The 17332-nt window shown below is 72.6% G+C and carries 11 protein-coding genes; 7 read left to right on the top strand and 4 right to left on the bottom strand.

Going from position 1 to position 17332, the window contains the following annotated elements; all coding sequences use genetic code 11:
• The first annotated feature begins 152 nt into the window (after positions 1-152).
• The gene (locus BD833_RS15770; RefSeq protein ID WP_166534090.1) at positions 153-1652 is read left to right on the top strand and encodes a sugar transferase; all 1500 of its coding nucleotides are present in this window, start codon (positions 153-155) and stop codon (positions 1650-1652) included.
• A 92-nt stretch (positions 1653-1744) separates the two neighbouring features.
• Here the strand turns inward: BD833_RS15770 and BD833_RS15775 are convergent, their stop codons facing one another.
• Together BD833_RS15775 and BD833_RS15780 are read right to left on the bottom strand one after the other, a co-directional pair.
• Positions 1745-4525 carry an acetoacetate--CoA ligase gene (locus BD833_RS15775; protein ID WP_166534091.1) on the bottom strand — a complete coding sequence of 927 codons (2781 nt, stop codon included), beginning with the start codon at positions 4523-4525 and terminating at the stop codon, positions 1745-1747.
• Positions 4506-5237, bottom strand: a complete 732-nt coding sequence (locus tag BD833_RS15780) for a 4'-phosphopantetheinyl transferase family protein (RefSeq protein WP_166534092.1) — start codon at positions 5235-5237, stop codon at positions 4506-4508. Before BD833_RS15780 ends, BD833_RS15775 begins: the two co-directional genes overlap by 20 nt.
• Positions 5238-5443: 206 nt before the next feature.
• On the opposite strand from BD833_RS15780, the gene mfd reads away from it, so the two are divergent.
• From mfd to BD833_RS15800, 4 genes are all read left to right on the top strand, one after another.
• Complete coding sequence (gene mfd / locus BD833_RS15785; protein WP_166534093.1) at positions 5444-8989, top strand: transcription-repair coupling factor; 3546 nt, start codon at positions 5444-5446, stop codon at positions 8987-8989.
• Positions 8990-9147: 158 nt separating this feature from the next.
• Positions 9148-9768, top strand: coding sequence for an arsenate reductase/protein-tyrosine-phosphatase family protein (locus tag BD833_RS15790; RefSeq protein WP_166534094.1), 621 nt, complete (start codon positions 9148-9150; stop codon positions 9766-9768).
• Positions 9765-11285: a right-handed parallel beta-helix repeat-containing protein gene (locus tag BD833_RS15795; RefSeq protein ID WP_166534095.1), complete on the top strand. Its 1521-nt coding sequence runs from the start codon at positions 9765-9767 to the stop codon at positions 11283-11285. Before BD833_RS15790 ends, BD833_RS15795 begins: the two co-directional genes overlap by 4 nt.
• Positions 11286-11377: 92 nt before the next feature.
• Positions 11378-12769: a hypothetical protein gene (locus tag BD833_RS15800; protein ID WP_166534096.1), complete on the top strand. Its 1392-nt coding sequence runs from the start codon at positions 11378-11380 to the stop codon at positions 12767-12769.
• A 139-nt stretch (positions 12770-12908) separates the two neighbouring features.
• On the opposite strand, the gene BD833_RS15805 is transcribed toward BD833_RS15800, so the two are convergent.
• Together BD833_RS15805 and BD833_RS23045 are read right to left on the bottom strand one after the other, a co-directional pair.
• Positions 12909-15521, bottom strand: a complete 2613-nt coding sequence (locus BD833_RS15805; RefSeq protein WP_166534097.1) for a DUF7402 domain-containing protein — start codon at positions 15519-15521, stop codon at positions 12909-12911.
• Positions 15522-15970: 449 nt separating this feature from the next.
• Positions 15971-16213: a hypothetical protein gene (locus BD833_RS23045; RefSeq protein ID WP_166534098.1), complete on the bottom strand. Its 243-nt coding sequence runs from the start codon at positions 16211-16213 to the stop codon at positions 15971-15973.
• Between the two features lie 12 nt (positions 16214-16225).
• Here BD833_RS23045 and BD833_RS23050 point away from each other — a divergent pair, with 12 nt between their 5' ends.
• The gene (locus BD833_RS23050) at positions 16226-16576 is read left to right on the top strand and encodes a DapH/DapD/GlmU-related protein (protein ID WP_166534099.1); all 351 of its coding nucleotides are present in this window, start codon (positions 16226-16228) and stop codon (positions 16574-16576) included.
• 2 nt (positions 16577-16578) lie between these two features.
• Positions 16579-17328, top strand: a complete 750-nt coding sequence (locus BD833_RS15820; RefSeq protein ID WP_166534100.1) for a WecB/TagA/CpsF family glycosyltransferase — start codon at positions 16579-16581, stop codon at positions 17326-17328.
• Positions 17329-17332: the final 4 nt, after the last annotated feature.

Genomic DNA, 17332 nt, shown 5'->3' on the forward strand with positions numbered 1-17332 from the left:
AGTGCCGCCGCGCGTTGACGCCGATCATAACGCTCTGTGAGTGTGGCTGGGCAAGTGCACCGGCGCGGGGTGCGAAAGGGCTGCTCAAAAGCCTGGACGCTGACCGTATGTACCAGCTTGGTCACGGTGTGTGATGTTGTTCGGGGGGACGCATGCTTCTGGATCGCCAGCAGGCGAGCTCCGGCGAGGTGATCCTGCCGGGGCTTCCCGGTAGGGCTGACGCCGGTGCCCGTCCGCGCCCGCTCACCCGGCGCCCGGCGCCGTCCTGGGTACGCTCGTACACGGCCGCGCTGGTCATCGTCGAGACGCTGCTGGCCGGCGCCGCCGGCGCCGCGGTGCTCCTGGCCCGTGCCGACCAGATCACGCCGAGCACCCGGCTGTTCTGGGCCGCGCTGGTCCTCCTGGTCGCCTGGCCGGTGCTCCTCGGTGCCACCGGCGCCTACTCCGAGCGGGTGTACGGCACCGGCAGCGACGAGTACCGGCGGGTCGGCCGCGCCGGGTTCATGCTCGTGGCCCTCGCCGCGCTCGTCTCCTACGTGGGCGCGCTGGACCTCAGCCGCTCCCTCGTGCTCGTCGCCCTGCCCGCCCTTGTCCTGGTGACCCTGCTGGGCCGTGTCGCCGCCCGCTGGCAGCTGCGCCACCTGCGCACCCGCGGTCTGTGCACCAAGCGCGTCGTCGTGGTGGGACGCGGTGGCTCGGTCCTCGAGCTGCGCCGCCTCCTCCAGCGGGAGCACTCTGCCGGCCTCGACGTTGTGGCTCTCTGCGTGCCGCCCGCGGACCGGTCGCGCGTGACCGACGCCGCCGATGTCCCGGTCGGGGGCCTCGACCAGGTCGTGGAGCTCGCCACCCGGCTGGGTGCCGACACCATCGCCGTGACCTCGGCCAGCGAGACCGCGGCCCAGTACCTGCGGCAGCTGTCGTGGCAGCTTGAGGGCAGCGGGATGGAGCTGCTCGTGGCCCCCGGCCTTATCGAGGTCGCCGGTCCGCGCCTGCACATCCGGCCCTTCGAGGGCCTGCCGCTCCTGGCGGTCGAGCAGCCGCGCTTCGAGGGCTGGCAGCGGATGGTCAAGGGTGCCTTCGACCGCACCACCGCCGCCCTGGCGATCGTGGTCCTGTCCCCCCTCCTGGTCGGCATCGCCCTGGCCGTGCGACTGTCCAGCCCGGGGCCGGTGCTGTTCCGGCAGGAGCGGATCGGCATCAACGGCCGTTCGTTCACGATGCTGAAGTTCCGCAGCATGGTCGTCGACGCCGACAACCGCGTCGACGAGCTGAGCGAGTCCAACATCTCCGACGGGCTGCTGTTCAAGCTGCGTCGGGACCCCCGGGTCACCCCGGTCGGCCGGTGGCTCCGTCGGCTGTCGCTCGACGAGCTGCCCCAGCTGCTCAACGTCATGGGCGGCACCATGTCGCTCGTGGGCCCGCGGCCGCCTCTGCCGCGTGAGGTCGCCCGCTACGACTCGTCGGTGAGCAGGCGGCTGCTCGTGAAGCCGGGCCTGACCGGTCTGTGGCAGATCTCCGGCCGAAGCGACCTGCCGTGGGAAGAGGCCGTGCGCCTGGACCTGCGCTACGTCGAGAACTGGTCGCTGGCGCTGGACACCAAGATCCTCTGGAAGACCTTCGCAGCGGTCACGCGCGCCCGCGGCGCCTACTGACGCGGCGCGACCCCGGACCGCCTGACGGCGGCGAGCCGGCTGCTACCGCAGCCGCTCGCCGCCGTCGGGCGTTCGGCCCCTCTGCCGGGGCGTCAGCGCGGTTCGACGATCTCCGAGGGGACGCCCAGTGCGACCCCGCCCGGAGCCACGTCCCGGAGGACGAAGGAGCGCGCCCCGAGGAAGGCGCCGTTTCCGATCCGGACGGGCCCGAGCACCGTGGCGTGCGCGCCGAGGTACACGCCGTTCCCGATCACCGGCGCACCGGGAGTGGGGTAGGCGGCACCGACCGAGGCATACGGAGCCATGACAACGTCGTCTCCGAGTACCGCGTCGCGGACGACGATGATGCCGCGTCCGCCGTGGGCCAGGACGAGCCGGCGTCCGCAGGCCAGACCGCCCGGGAGCTCGCAGTTGAGCCCCAGGCGGGCGAAGGCGACCAGGGGCAGCGAGGCCACCCGGACCGTCGATGCCACGACCCCCGTGTGGCGCGTGCCGTAGTGGTTGAGCCGGAAGATGCCGGCCGCCAGGACGCTCAGCGCGCCTCCGCCGCGTCGGCGGTTCACCTGGGCGTCCTCGGCCATCCACTGCAGGAGCTCCCGGAAGGACGACGGGTGGGTCGGCGCCGCCGGGGCATCGGGGATCGCGTCCACGGCCGCGCCGGCCAGCCTTCCCAGCTCGCCGAGCGTCGGCCGGGGGACGAAGTCGCTGATGGCGACCTCGCGGCCGACCTCGGCGCGCAGCCGCTGGAGCAGGCTCATCACCTGCCGGGAGGTGCCCCCAAGGTCGAAGAAGTGGCTCTCCGGATCGGCGGCGGACAGCCCGAGGGTCTCGCGCCAGATCCGGGCCACCGCCGCCTGGACCTGGGGCCCGGGGACGTCGCCGCTGGTCCGCGGCGCCGGAACGGTCTCTGGCGCCAGCGGTACTGCCTCCGGGCCCGGCACCGCGTTCCGGATGGCGGTGAGGCTGGCGGGGTTCCGCAGCGCCGCCTCGTTGGCCACGGGGTCCCCGTTGACGGCGTCGCGCGCAGCCCGTTCGGAGCGCTTGCCGTTGTGCGTCAGCGGGAGCTCGGGAACGGCGACGACCAGCGAGGGCACGTGCGCCGCCGACGCCTTCCGGCGCAGCGTGCGCCGGATGTCCCGTTCCAGAGCGCCGTCGAGGCGGGCGCCGTCGGCGAGGACGATCAGGAGCACCATGCGGGAGGAGCCGGGGTGCACGGGATCGCGCTGCTCGACGGCCATGGCCTCCGTCACAGCGGTCACCTCGCGCAGGGCCGTGTAGATCTCCGCCGGGCCGATCCGGATGCCGTTCACGTTCAGCACGCCGTCCGACCGGCCGTGCACGCGGGCCGAGCCGTCGGGATCGAAGTCCACCAGGTCACCGTGGGTCCACACGCGCGGATGATCGGCGAAGTACGCGCCGTGGAACCGGCTGCCGTCGGGATCGCGGAGGAAGTGCACGGGACGCGACGGGAAGGGGCTGCGGCAGACGAGTTCGCCGACGGAGCCGACCACCTCCGCGCCGGTCTCGTCGACGGCGACGACGTCCAGTCCGAGGCTGCGTGCCTGGCTGCGCCCGCGACGGACGGGCAGTTCCGGGTGCCCCAGGACGAAGCAGCCAATGATGTCGGTGCCGCCGGAGATGGACTGCAGGGGCTGCGGTCCCACCGCTTCGGCGACCCAGTCGAACTGCCAGTCGTGCAGCACGGCGCCGGTGGAGAGCACGGCCCTCAGCGCGTGGAGGTCGACGGCGTCGACGGGCCGGTAGTTCTCGTCTTGGCACATCTGCAGGTACGGCGGACTGGTGCCCAGGACCGCCACCTGGTGCTCGGCGGCCAGCTCCCACAGCGTGTGCGGCCCGGCGATCGGGCCGTCGTAGACGACGACGTGGGCGCCGACGGCCAGGGCGGACAGCTGCCAGTTCCACATCATCCACGCGGTGGTGGTGTGGAAGTACAGGGTCTCGCCGGCGCGGAGGTCCCCGTGCAGCCGGTGCTCCTTGACGTGCTCCAGGAGCGTGCCGCCTGCCCCGTGGACCATCGCCTTGGGTGGGCCGGTGGTGCCCGACGAAAACATGACGAAGAGCGAGTGATCGAACGGCAGGCGGGGCCACTCCACCCGCGGGCCGTCGGCCGCCGCGGTGACGAGGTCGGCCCAGCGGTGCACGGGGAGGGCGGGGACGTCGGGCAGCGGGGCGTCGTCCAGGACGACCAGGCTCCGGACCGTGGGCAACCCTACGAGGAGGGCGCGCGTCGCCTCGTCGGGGTCGTCCATCGACGTGCGGTCCAGGACCAGCAGTGCCGGCTCCACCTGCTCGAAGCGGCCGAGGAGGGCTCCGGGGCCCATGTCGGGTGTCGACGTGGACAGCGTCGCCCCGAGGGCCGCCACCGACAGGGCCGCGACGGCGGCGCCCGCGGTGTTCGGGGCGACAAGGACGGCGCGGTCCCCGACCGTCAGGCCGAGGCCGGCGAGTGCACCGGCGCCGTGCTCGACCGCCTCCCGGAGCTCGCGACGGGTATAGGTCTCCGATGGCCGGCCCGCGTGCGCGCCGGTGAGGGCAGGTGCATCGTCGTCGCCACCGTCGAGAGGCTGCAGCAGGGCCTCGGCGTAGTTCAGGCGGACGTCGGGGAAGAAGCGTGCGGTCTCGACGTCGGAGCCGGTGAGTACGCGCTCCGCGGACCCGGACCAGGGGAGTGCCGTCCAGTCGAGGAGGGTCCGCCAGAACAGGTCCGGGTGTCCGACGGAGAAGGCGTGGAGCGCTTCCGGGTCGCCCAGATCGAGGCCGGTGAGCTCCTCGCAGCGACTCCGAAACCCGGCCAGCTGGGTGCCGGGCACCGGGTGACCGGTGCCCGTCGTCTCAGTGGTGGGCGTGGCCATGGGAGCTCCGCTCTGGGGTGGGCGTGCCGAAGGGGTCCGTGCCGACGGGGAGCATCGCGATGCTCGCGACCGCACCGGGCGGGACGGGGACGTCGTGGACCCGCCAGCCGGCGACGAGGACGACGTCCTCGCCGATGCCTGCCTCGAGGTCCGCGACCGCGTCGGTCATTCCGGTGCCGATGCCCTTGAGCACCGCCTCCTTGCGAGTCCAGCAGCGGGTCGCGGCGGCGGCTCTGGCGCCGGGATCGAGCCACCGGAGCGCGTGCTGCTCCGCGGGGGAGAGCCAGTCCTCGTCGAGCACGTCGTCGTGCCACGGGGTGATCGCTTCGACGTCGATCCCCAGCCGCAGCCCGGCGGCGACGGCGATGAGTCCCACGTCACCGGTCCGGGAACAGGCGACGTCCACGCCGTCCACGTCGAGCTCCGGGCGGCCGTGGGAGCCCGACCGGAGGGGGACCGTCGCCGGGGGGACGGCGAGGACCTCGCCGACGAGTCGACGCAGCCCGGCGCGCAGCATCGCGCGGCGACGGGCGACCGACGTCGTTCCCCGGTCGGCGTGCGCCCGTTCTGCAGGGGCGAGGAGCAGCCGTTCCCGTTCGAGCGCGCGGTCGTCGGCGGCCAGGGGGACGACCCGTACTTCGGGCGAACGCAGGTGCGCGGGCGGTCGGGGACCACCCGCGGGAGCGCGACGTCCTCCGACGGTGACCGGCATGCTCCGAGGGTGTCACCGCGGGCACCCCCGGGACGTCCCTCGAAGTGGCGAAAGTGCAGGTGGACCAGCCTGAGGGAGGACGTCGGGTCACTCGTCCGGGAAGCCGCCTCGCCGACGCCCCGCGCCACTCGGACTAACCTCGGGGGCGGCCCCCGCCGCGATGGACGGTGCGCGCGGCCCGCAGAACCCTCAGGAGTGAATAGCCCGTGACCTTGCGCGGCGTGCTCGACGTCGTCCTCACCGACCCCGGCATGGCCCGCGTCGTCGCCGCCGCCGGGAACGCCGAGCTGTCGGTCACCGCGCCGCCGTCGGTGCAGCCGCTGGTGGCCGCCGCGCTGGCCCGCGGCGGCGACGTCCCGGTGCTGGTGGTCACGGCCGGTGAGCGGGACGCCGACGTCACCGCGGAGCTGCTGCGCTGCTTCCTCCCCGGCCGGCGGGTGGAGACCTTCCCCGCCTGGGAGACGCTGCCCCACGAGCGGCTGAGCCCGCGTGCCGACACCGTCGGCCGCCGGCTGGCCGTGCTGCGCGACCTCACGCACCCCGGCGAGAACGGCACCGTCGACGTGCTGGTGGCCCCCGTGCGCAGCGTGCTCCAGCCGCTCGCCCCGGGGCTGGGCGACCTCGTGCCGGTCGAGCTCAAGCCGGGCGACGCCGCCGACCTCGACGACATCGCCCGCGCGCTCTCCGACGCCGCCTACACCCGGGTCGAGCTGGTCGAGAAGCGCGGCGAGTTCGCCGTCCGCGGCGGGCTGCTCGACGTCTTCCCGCCGACCGAGCCGCACCCGGTGCGGGTCGAGTTCTGGGGCGACGAGGTCGACGAGCTGCGCTACTTCTCCGCCGCCGACCAGCGGTCCCTCGACGAGCGCCCCGACCGGCTGTGGGCGGCGCCGTGCCGGGAGCTGCTGCTCACCGACGAGGTGCGCGCCCGCGCCGCCGCCCTCGGGGTCGAGCACCCCGGCCTGCTGGAGATCCTCGGCAAGCTGGCCGAGGGCATCGCGGTCGAGGGCATGGAGTCGCTGACGCCGGCGCTCATCGGGGACACCGGTGGGGAGGGTGGGGACAGTTCCGCCATGCAGCTGCTCACCGACCTGCTGCCGGCGGGCACGCACGTGCTGGTCTGCGACCCCGAGCGGGTGCGCAGCCGCTCGGTGGACCTCGTGCGCACCGCCGAGGAGTTCCTCGCCGCCTCCTGGGCCACCGCCGCCGAGGCGGGCGAGGCGCCGCTGGACCTCGGGGCGTCGACCTTCCGCGACCTCGCGGACGTCGAGGCCGCCGCCCGCGGCCGGGGCCTGCCGTGGTGGACGACGGGGTCGTTCACCGTCCAGTCCGAGGATGACGAGCACCAGGTCACCCTCGACGCCACGGTCGTCGACCGCTTCGCCGGCGACGTGCCCAAGGCGATCGAGACGATGCGGAGCTGGCACCGCGAGGGCTGGCGGGTCGTGGTCACCTTCGCCGGCCCGGGCCCCGCCCAGCGCGCCGCCGAGCAGTTCGCGCAGGCCGAGCTGGGCGCCGCCCTGGTCCCGGGCGTGGAAACCGCACCCGAGCCCCGGCTGACCTCGGTCACGCAGGGCAACCTCGAGGCCGGTTTCGCCTTCCCGGTCATCGGGCTGGCCCTGCTCACCGAGCACGACCTGACCGGTCAGCGCGGCACCTCGATGCGCGACGCGGTGAAGATGCCCGCTCGTCGGCGCAACGCCGTCGACCTGGTGCAGCTGCAGCCCGGCGATCTCGTCGTCCACGAGCAGCACGGGGTCGGCCGCTACATCGAGATGATCAGCCGCACCGTCAACGGTGGCCAGCGCGACTACCTGATCGTCGAGTACGCGCCGTCGCGGCGGAACCAGCCGCCGGACCGGCTGTTCGTGCCCACCGACGCCCTCGACCAGTTGACCCGCTACGTCGGCGGGGAGGCCCCGGCGCTGTCCAAGCTCGGGGGCGCCGACTGGCAGAAGACCAAGAGCTCGGCCCGCAGGGCGGTCAAGCAGATCGCCGGCGAGCTCATCCGGCTGTACTCGGCGCGCATGGCGACGACGGGCCACACCTTCGGCCCCGACACCGTCTGGCAGCGCGAGCTGGAGGACGCCTTCCCGTTCCAGGAGACGCCCGACCAGCTGGCCGCGATCGACGAGGTCAAGGCCGACATGGAGCAGTCGGTGCCGATGGACCGGATCATCTGCGGCGACGTCGGCTACGGGAAGACCGAGATCGCCGTCCGCGCCGCGTTCAAGGCGGTGCAGGACGGCAAGCAGGTCGCCGTCCTGGTGCCGACGACGCTGCTGGCCAACCAGCACTTCAAGACCTTCGCCGAGCGGTTCGCCCAGTTCCCGGTGACGGTGAAGGTGCTGTCCCGGTTCCAGTCCGACGCCGAGACCCGGCAGATCCTCGCCGAGCTCGCCGACGGTCGGATCGACGTGCTCGTCGGCACCCACCGGCTGCTGCAGCCGACCACCCGGTGGAAGGACCTCGGGCTGGTCGTCGTCGACGAGGAGCAGCGCTTCGGCGTCGAGCACAAGGAGTACCTCAAGACGATGCGGACGGCGGTCGACGTGCTGTCGATGTCGGCCACCCCGATCCCGCGCACCCTGGAGATGAGCCTCACCGGCATCCGGGAGATGTCGACAATCCTCACCCCGCCCGAGGAGCGGCACCCGGTGCTCACCTACGTGGGCGCCTGGAACGACAAGCAGATGGCCGCCGCGATCCGCCGCGAGCTGCTGCGCGACGGGCAGGTCTTCGTCATCCACAACCGGGTGCAGTCGATCGACAAGGCGGCGGCGAAGATCCGCTCCCTGGTGCCCGAGGCCCGGATCGCCGTCGGGCACGGCCAGATGAAGGAGCACGAGCTCGAGCGGATCATGGTCGGCTTCTGGGAGAAGGAGTACGACGTCCTGGTCGCGACGACGATCGTCGAGTCGGGCCTGGACATCCCCAACGCCAACACCCTGATCGTCGACCGCGCGGACACCTTCGGGCTCTCCCAGCTGCACCAGATCCGCGGCCGGGTGGGCCGTGGGCGGGAGCGGGCCTACGCCTACTTCACCTACGACCCGACCCGCACGCTCACCGAGACCTCGGTCGACCGGCTGACCACCATCGCGAACAACACCGACCTCGGTGCCGGCATGGCGGTGGCGATGAAGGACCTGGAGATCCGCGGCTCGGGCAACCTGCTCGGCGGCGAGCAGTCCGGGCACATCGCCGGCGTCGGCTTCGACCTCTACGTCCGGCTGGTCGGCGAGGCGGTGGCCGACTACCGCGCGCAGGTCACCGGCGAGGAGGCGCCCGCCGAGCCGGTGGAGGTGCGGGTGGACCTGCCGGTCGACGCGCACCTGCCGCACGACTACGTGCCGGGGGAGCGGCTGCGCATGGAGGCCTACCGGAAGGTGGCCTCGATCCAGGACGACGACGCCGCCCAGGCCGTCCTCGACGAGCTCACCGACCGGTACGGCGCCCCGCCGGCGCCGGTGCTCAACCTGCTGGCCGTCGCCCGGTTCCGGGTGGCCATGCGCGCGCTCGGCGTCAACGAGGTCTCGCTGACCGGGCGCAGCATCCGCATCGGCCCTGTGGACCTACCGGAGTCCAAGCAAATGCGGCTGGCCCGGATGGCCGACGGCGCCTCCTACAAGGCGGCGGTGCGGACCCTCTCGCTCAAGGTGCCGGTCGGCCCGGACCGCCGCACCCCGCTGCGCGACGTTCCCCTGCTGGAGAATCTGCACTCGCTGCTGAAGGCCGTCCTCCAGCAGCCGTAGTAGCACCCGTCTCCCGACCCCCTCGCCAGTCGTGCCGGTCGTTGGGGACCGGGGCTCCACGTCGAGCATCCCGCGTGTCCCTCGAATGCCTGACATGCCCTACCCGGAATGGGCATCGGATGCGCTGTTCCGTTCGCTGTGAGGAATCGGCCCGGAGAATGGACGGCATGGTGGCTACCGTTCCCTTCACCGTGCTCGTGGTGTGTACCGGGAACATCTGCCGTTCCCCGCTGGCGGAACGCGTCGGCCAGGCCCACCTGTCCCGGGTGCTCCCCGACCCCACGGTTCTCCGACTCGACAGTGCCGGTACCCGGGCCGTCGTCGGCTCGGGGATGGACCCCGCGAGCGCCCGTGTTCTGCGCGTCCTCGGCGGGGACCCCGCCGACTTTCGCGCCCAGCAGCTGACCGACGGCATCGTCGGCTCGGCCGACCTCACGCTGACGATGACCCGGTATCACCGCCAGAACGTCCTCGCGCGCGCCCCCCGCGCGCTCTCGCGCACTTTCACGCTCGTCGAGGCCGCTAGCCTGATCGACCTTCTCGGCCCGGACGTCAAACTTCCCGACGGCGATCCCGCCGACCGCGCCCGCGCCCTCGTGAAGCGCATGGCCAAGGCCCGGGCCCTGCGCCCGAGCAGCGCCGCGGACGACGTCGTGGATCCCATCGGGCAGCCGGATGAAGTGCATGCCGCGGTGGGGGAGACCATCGCCGCCGCGACGCGTCCCGTCCTTGGCCGATTCGCCGCACTCCTCGGCGCAACGGCCGACTCGCGGACGTGACCGCTCCTCCTGATCCGCCCGCGCCGGGTCGGCGCGCGCTGGGCCGACGGGGATTCGTCGTCGCCGCGCTCGCCGGCGGGACCGCGGTGGGCGCCGCGGCCGCCACGCAGCTCCCCGGCCTGCGCGGTTCTGAGGCGACCTCGATCGAGGCACCCACCGGCGTCACGGTGCTCGCCGGACCGGAAATCGACGTCTCCGGGACCGGGGACAGCACCGCCGCGCTGCAGGCCGCCATCGACGCCGCCCCCGAGGGTGCGCAGCTGTGGCTGCCCGGGGGGCTCTACCTGGTCGACGGCATCACACTCCGGCACGGCCAGTTTCTCACCGGGCCGTCGGGACGCTCCTACACCGACCGGGCCGAGAGCGGAGCCCGGCTGCGGGCGCGCTCCGCCGACTCACCCGGACCGGTGCTGACCGTCGGCGAGCTCGGCGTCGTCACCGACATCGCCGTCGAGGGGGAGGGGCGGGCCCAGCCGGCAGTCCGGCCGGCCGGCATCGGCGTGGTCCTCGAGCGGGTCACCATGGCCGAGGCATCGGTCGGCTTCGACGCCACCTACGTCAGCGGCAGCATCCTCACCGAGTGCCAGATCCACCAGAACGGGATCGGCATCAAGGACATCGTCGACTCGATGGTGCAGAGCACGGTGATCAACGCCAACGCGGGCGACGGAATCTCGCTGGGCTCTGGCGCCAACGACAACACGTTCCTAGGCAACAAGATCGAGTGGAACGATGGCTGCGGCCTGCGGGCCTTCCAGACCGAGCACAACGTGCTCATCGGCGGAGTGATCGACCGCAACGGCAAGGCCGGCGTCCGGCTGGTCGAGTGCTCGCACGGCACGATCGTGGGCGCGGTGCTCCGCCGCAACGGCCGGCTCGCCGAGGGGATGCCGGACGACGACTGCCACCTCTTCCACGCCGGGTGCACGGCGCTCGTCGTCACAGGGCTCAGCACCAACTCCGGCAGGGACGACGGCGGGACGAAAGGCTACGACTCACCCGCTGTCGCCCTCCGTGCGGACGGCGGCACCGACGTCACGATCATCGGCAACGACCTCACCGGCTCCACGTCCGGAACCGCCATCGCGACCCCCGCGCCGGGTCTCCGCGGGACGCAACTGCTCAACGCCGGCCCCGGCCTGCAGAGCGCCTCCGGGACCCAGGTGCGGATCGGCGCCGCGGAGATCGTGGTGGAGGGCGGGTCCACCGAGCCGGCCGAGTTCGCGGTGGACGCCGGCGACCCGGACGGCCCGGGGCGGGTCTATCGGCTGCTGCTGTCATCCCGGAGCGACGGGTCCGGCGTCCGCGGGGCCGCCGAGGCCCTGGTCCTGGTCAGCCGGGACGACGCCGGCTCCGAGGTCGCCCTGGCAGCGCCCGAGGACCGGATCGGCGCCGAGTTCGGGCCCACCGGACGGCTGCGCGTTACCGCCGACGTCACGGCCGACGGGCTGGTCCTGACTGTGGCGGTCACCAACACCGGTGCCGCCGCGGCGCGGATCCGGCTGGAACTCCTCTAAGGAAGGTCGCCCGACCTGCCGATGAGAGGAGGCCGGGCACAGCTCCGCCCGACTGCTGCACGCGACGACCGGGAAGGACATCGCAGACCACCGTGCCCGCACCGCTGAACTCCTCGCACCCGGTGGATGCCCCGGCCGGCCCCGGCCCCGAGGTGACCGCGGGGGTCGAGGGCGGTCGCGGCAGGGGCGCTCGGATCCGGCGGCGGGCTTTGGGCGGCGCGGGGACGGCCGACCGGGCGAGCTGGTCCGAACGGGTCCTCTACGGAGCGCTGCTGGTGCTCGCCGTCACGGGCGTGGTCTCGCCCGGCGAGTACAACTACAACCTGCTGCCCGCCGGCTCGCTGCTCGAGCTGGCGCTGATTGGCTGCGCCGCGCTCCTGGCCGTCCGTCTCACGGCGGGTGCGTGGCCGATCCTGGTCCTCGGGGGCCTGTACGTCTTCGTGAAAACGCTGACCTGGTTCACCTACAGCTCGGCGAGCGTCGTCGACTTCGTGCAGGCCTACAAGGCCTACATCTACCTCGTGGCGCTGGCGTTCTTCGTCGGGAAGAAGGTCTTCTCGGCCCGCCGCCTGGCGCACTTCACGACCGTGCTCGTCGGCGTCTTCCTGCTGAAGTACAGCTACTCCGTCGTCCTGGGCCTTGCGCAGCGGCCGGGCGTCTACATCGAGAACAACTTCGAGCTGATCCTGCTGATGGGCCTGGTCTACCTGGCCTGGCCACACCTCGGCGAACGCCGGAACTGGCTCTTCCTCGCTCTCGCAGCCACCGTGCTGCTGTCCGGGTCCCGGAGCGCCGCGCTGGCGCTGCTCGTGGTCTACGTCTTCCTCTACGTCCGGACGAGCAACCGCACCTGGCCGTTGCACATCGCGGGTGTTGCGGCGGTCGGCTACGCCGTCTTCGAGGTCATCACCAGCCGGCTCAGCCAGGACGGTGGTCTGTCGAGCCTGGACCGGCTGAACTTCCTCCAGGTGTATCTGGACGACGTCGACAGCTGGCCGGTCTGGCAGTTCTTCACCGGGTCCGCCCCGCTGACGCCGCTGTCCTCCGGCGCGTGCGCCGACCTGTCGTACTACGCACCGCTGTTCAGCTCCACCGACCCCGGTATCTGTTACTCGGTCATCCTGCACTCGTTCGTGCTGCGCGCCCTGTTCGACCACGGGATCCTCGGCCTCGTCCTCCTGTACGCGCTCGTCTGGCTCGGCCTGCGCCGCTCCGGGGTCAGCGTCCGCGACGCGCTCGCGCTCCTGGCGCCCATCACCGCCAGTGCCTTCTCCGTCTCGGCCTTCAACAGCGTCTTCACCGCGATCCTGCTGGCCATCGCCATGGGCCTGGACCGCAGCGGTCCTCCGGTCGCGACGTCGCCGCGACCGGAGCGCGGGCGCCGGCGTCGGTGGCCGGTCGATAAGGGAGAGGACCGTCGACGGCCGGGTGTATCCCGCCGCGCTGCTGCTGTCCGGCGTCGGGTCGTCCGCACCGTGCCGTAGGCCGCCGGCCTCCCGGCACAACGGGGCCCACCACCACGCGCGGTCGTCACGGCGGAGGACGCTCCCGTGAGGCGTACGCGAACGAACGGAGGGGAGGACGGCGAGCAGCCGTCCTCCCCTCCGTTCGTTCAGCGGTGTGTCACTCCAGGGCAGGTAGGCCCGAAGAGACGTTCGCCTCGCCCTGCGGCTCGCGGCCGGCATCGGCCGGGGTCTCGTGGACCATGGCCTCCCCCGGGGTGGGGGTCGGCTCGGTCACCGGGGGCGCCACCGCCTCCGGAACAGCGGTACGGGCAGCGGATGCGGGGACCGGGGGAGCAGGCGCGGTGGCCACTGCCGGAGTGACGTCGGCCTGCGCCGTCCAGGCCTGGACCTCCGACAGCCCGGCGTTGCCGGTCCACTCGCCGACCGAGGTCAGCGTGATGCGCACCCAGCTGACCGAGCGGGCAGGGAAGTCCACCGCGACCGCACCGCCGGCGTTGTCCAGCGCCGGCACGGCGACGGTCGAGCCGTCGGAGAACGTGAGGGTCGCCCCGGTCACGTGCTCCCACTCGGTCGGCCGGTCGTGGAGCACCACTCGGGTCAGGTCGACCGGAGCGGTCCAGTCCAACTGCAGCCAGGCGCCGGCCCGCTCACCGAGGGAAGCCCATTCGGCGGTGTAGTCACCGGGGTAGCCGTCGATGACGTCGTCGATGGCCTTGGCCGCCGTCTGGCCGTGCTCGGTGTTCTCCGAGGACGCCGTCGCCGTCGCGGAGGGGGCGACGTTCGTGCCGAGAGCTGGCTCGGGCTGCGGCTCGGGCTGGGGCTCCGGCTCCGGCTCCGGCTCCGGCTCGGGCTCCGGCTCCGGCTCGGGCTCGGGCTCGGGCTCGGGCTGCGGCTCCGGGTCGGGCGTGCTCCCCGCAGTCCACGTCTGCACTTCGGACAGGCCGGCGTTGGACGTGTACGCGCTGACCGAGGTCAGGGTGATCCGCACCGACGTGGTGGCACGGGCCGGGAAGTCGACCACGGCGGCCGCGCCGGCGTTGTCGAGCGCCGGGACGTTCACCGTGGAGCCGTCGGTGAAGGCGATCGTGGCTCCGGTGACCTGGTCGTACTCGTTCGGTCGGTCGTGCAGCACCAGCCGTGTGAGTGTCGCCGGCGAGGCCCAGGTCAGCTGGAGCCAGCTGCCCGGACCCTCGCCCTGCGTCGCCCACTCCGCGGTGTGGTCGCCGGGGTAGCCGTCGATGACGCCGTCCACGGTCTTGACCCCTGTCTGGCCGGTCTCGGTGTTCTGCGACGACGCCGTCACGGCGGCGGACGCGGCCACGTTCGATCCGAGGGGCGGCTGGGGCTGCGGCTCGGGATCCGGCTCCGGGTCCGGCGCCGAGCCGTCGGTGAAGGCCTCGACCTCAGACAGGCCGGCGTTCGCCGTGCTGCCACTCACCGCGGTGACGTCGATGCGCACCGAGGTGGTGGTGCGCGCGGTGAAGTTCACCTGGGTCGCGGCGCCGCTGTTCTCGAGCTCGCCGGCAGTCATCGTGGAGCCGTCGGAGAACGTGATCGTCGCGGCGGTCACCTGGTCGGAGTCGTTCGGCCGGTCGTGCAGGACAAGGTGGTTGAGCGCGACGGGGGAGGCCCAGGTCAGCTGCAGCCAGCTGCCCGCACCCTCGCCCTGCGTCGCCCACTCGGCGGTGTGGTCGCCGGGCCACCCGTCGACGAGACCGTCGACCGCCTTGGCCGCGGTCTGCTGAGTCTCGGTGTTTTGCGACGAGGCGGTCACCGTCGCCCGGGAGGCGACGTTGATGCCCAGGCTCGGGGGCGGCTCGACCGCGCCCTCACCCGAGGCGAGGTAGGAGCGCTGCAGCCACGCACCCTCTGCGCCCCACGCGCACTCCTGCACCGAGGTGCACACAGCGGAGTCGTGGGCGGCGTAGGCGAACAGCGCCGCCCGCTTCGCGTCGAGGTCGGTGCCGACGACGTTGGCCGGCAGCTCCTCGCTGTCGTAACCCATGTAACCGGTGAAACCGGCCGAGGGAACGGAGAGCGTGCGCGCCTCGGCCGCGAGCCGGCCCACCGCGTAGTGGTCGCTGTGGTCGCCGTCTCCGAAGTCACCCAGGTGGTCCAGCGAGCGGACCACGGACGGGGACGCCGAGGCCATCAGCTCGCCGAGCGACGTCACCAGCTCGGTGCGGGTGTAGGTCTGCGCCGGGGAGCTCTCGACGGTGAAGAGGGCGGGGATCTCGCCGGTGTAGAGCTGCTGGAGGCTGGTGTAGTCCGAGCGCGGGCTGCCGGTTCCCTCGGGGTAGCCGTCGGGCAGGCGCATGAAGTACAGCTCGACACCCGGCCGGCCCACGAGCTCGCTGCGCACGACCGATTTGCCCGCGAACGTGACGCGCGAGGTGGTCCAGTTGCTGGCGACGCCGGCCATCTGGGCATACGCGGCTCGGGCGCCGACCTCGCGGCCCTGGTAGTAGGCGTCGGTGCCGCCCGCGTCCGCGGCGGTCACGTAGATCGTGGTGCTGCAGCGGCCGGCCCGGATGTCCTTGAGGATCGCCGGGTTGACGAAGAAGAAGTCGTCGTCGGGGTGGGCGACGACGTTCACCGCACCCGCCCCGCAGGTGGCCGCGCTGGCCGGAGCGGCGGTCAGGCAGCCCGCGGCGACCATCCCGGCGAGGACGACGAGGGCACGGACGAGACCCGGCCGGCGGAACCTGCGCCCGGAGGCGTCGCCGCGCCGATGACGGCGCAGTGCCTCGGCCGGGTTCCTTGCGGACAACGGGCCAGCCACGATGGTCCCCCTCGGTGCGTCTGAATCTCTCGGTAAGAGCACGGACAGTAAGTGGGCTGCTGCCCGATCTGGCCCTCTGCTGGGGTTCCTCCGTCTATGGAGTGAGGGCGAGGGGCCCATTTCTTACTGAGAGTTACCGGATGGCTGCGCCACGCACCGGGAGAGTCGCGTGCGCCCGCCTACCCCGAAAAGTCCGGGTCAGTGCCGCTTGTCGCCCGTGAGAAGAGCGCGCCGAATGCGTCCGGGTACAGCGATTCGCCTGTCCGGGGGACGAGTCGACCTCCCCCATGGGGGTGATGAAGGGCTCTAAACCAGGGCTTTTCCGTCCGGAATCAACTTAGCTCTAGTCGCTTCTCGTGATGTGCGACTCGTCAATTCCCGGGTCGTAAGACTAACGCGACGACAAAGGATTCCCGATGGCGGCGACACATCCGGCCTCACTCAAAGAACTCGTCGAGTGGATGGCTGAGGACATCAACGTGAACCGCCGTCGCGGCGGCCTGCTGAGTGTTGCCGCGGTCGTGGCATTTCGGCTGAACCAGTTCGGCGTGCGAGCGTCCGGGCCGGCCGCTGCCGTCGCCCGCATCGTCTCGCTGCCGGTGGTCGCCTTCGCCCGTCTCGGGATCGGGGTCGAGATTCCGGGCAGCCTGGCCTGCGGCCGCCGCTTGGTCCTCGCTCACGGTGGACGCGGCGTGATCTTCCACCCCGACGCACGCCTCGGCGACGACGTCGCGGTCGCCTCCGGCTGCGGCGCCGGCGTCGCCTTCCCGCACCCCGGCGCACCGGTGATCGGTGACCGCGTCTACTTCGGCGCCAACTCCAGCATCATCGGGGACGTCACGGTAGGCGACGACGCCGTCATCGGCGCCCACACGCTGGTCACCCGGTCGGTGCCGGCCGGCATGGTCGCGGTCGGCGTGCCTGCGAAGGTCCTGGGTGCCGCACCAGGCCGGCCCGCCGACCCGACGATCCCCACGCCGGTGGACGGTGCGGCCGACACCGCTGCCGCTTCTGCGGGCGACCCCCGGCGGTCGTCATGGTGACGGTGGTCCCCGTCCCTGTCGAACCCGCCGAGCGGTTCGCCCAGATGCTCGCCGACAACCTGGCGGCGGGCGTCGGCGGCACGCTCACCTGGCTCAACCACTACACGGCGCTGCAGACCATGCAGGCAGAGGTGCCGCTCGACTGCTTCGACTACGTGGGACTGGACGGCATCCTGCTGTGCCGCCTCGTCCAGGCGGAGTGCGAGCGCACCAGCGCCGACCTCGTCATGCCGGCGCTCCTCGCGCGCACCAGTGGCCTGCGCATCGCGCTGATCGGCTCCACCGAGGAGACGCTGCGCACGGTGGCCGCCGCGATCGAGGAACAGAGCGACCACCGGGTCGTCCTGATCCGCGACGGCTACGAGGGCCTGCCGGAGCCCGCAGTCCTGCGGCGGCAGCTGCGGGCGGCCCGTGCGCAGCTCGTGATCGTCGGGCTCGGCGCTCCGCGTCAGGACTTCTACGTCCTGAGCCTCGCGATGTCCGGGATGCTGATCTCCACCTGCGGTGGCTGGCTGGACCAGTACGCCGGGGACGGCGACTATTACCCGGCCTGGGCCTACCCGCTGCGGCTGAACTGGCTCGTCCGGCTGGTGCGGGAACCGCGCCGGCTGTGGCGGCGTTACAGCATCGACGTCGTGCGCGCGCTCCGGATGAGGCGGGCGCTGACCGAGTTCGTCACCGGCCTGGGTGGCGAGCCCCTCCGGGCTGCAGGTGGCGCTTCGGCGCGCGTCGCCGGCCGACCCGCTGCCTAACGGG

The sequence above is a fragment of the Blastococcus xanthinilyticus genome (assembly GCF_008124835.1).
Taxonomy (GTDB): domain Bacteria; phylum Actinomycetota; class Actinomycetes; order Mycobacteriales; family Geodermatophilaceae; genus Blastococcus; species Blastococcus xanthinilyticus.

What these genes read in the sequence shown, in the direction of transcription:
- BD833_RS15770 (WP_166534090.1), top strand. Translation starts at nt 153, where the DNA reads ATGCTTCTGGATCGCCAGCAGGCGAGCTCCGGCGAGGTGATCCTGCCG.
- BD833_RS15775 (WP_166534091.1), bottom strand. Translation starts at nt 4,525, where the DNA reads ATGGCCACGCCCACCACTGAGACGACGGGCACCGGTCACCCGGTGCCC.
- BD833_RS15780 (WP_166534092.1), bottom strand. Translation starts at nt 5,237, where the DNA reads ATGCCGGTCACCGTCGGAGGACGTCGCGCTCCCGCGGGTGGTCCCCGA.
- BD833_RS15790 (WP_166534094.1), top strand. Translation starts at nt 9,148, where the DNA reads ATGGACGGCATGGTGGCTACCGTTCCCTTCACCGTGCTCGTGGTGTGT.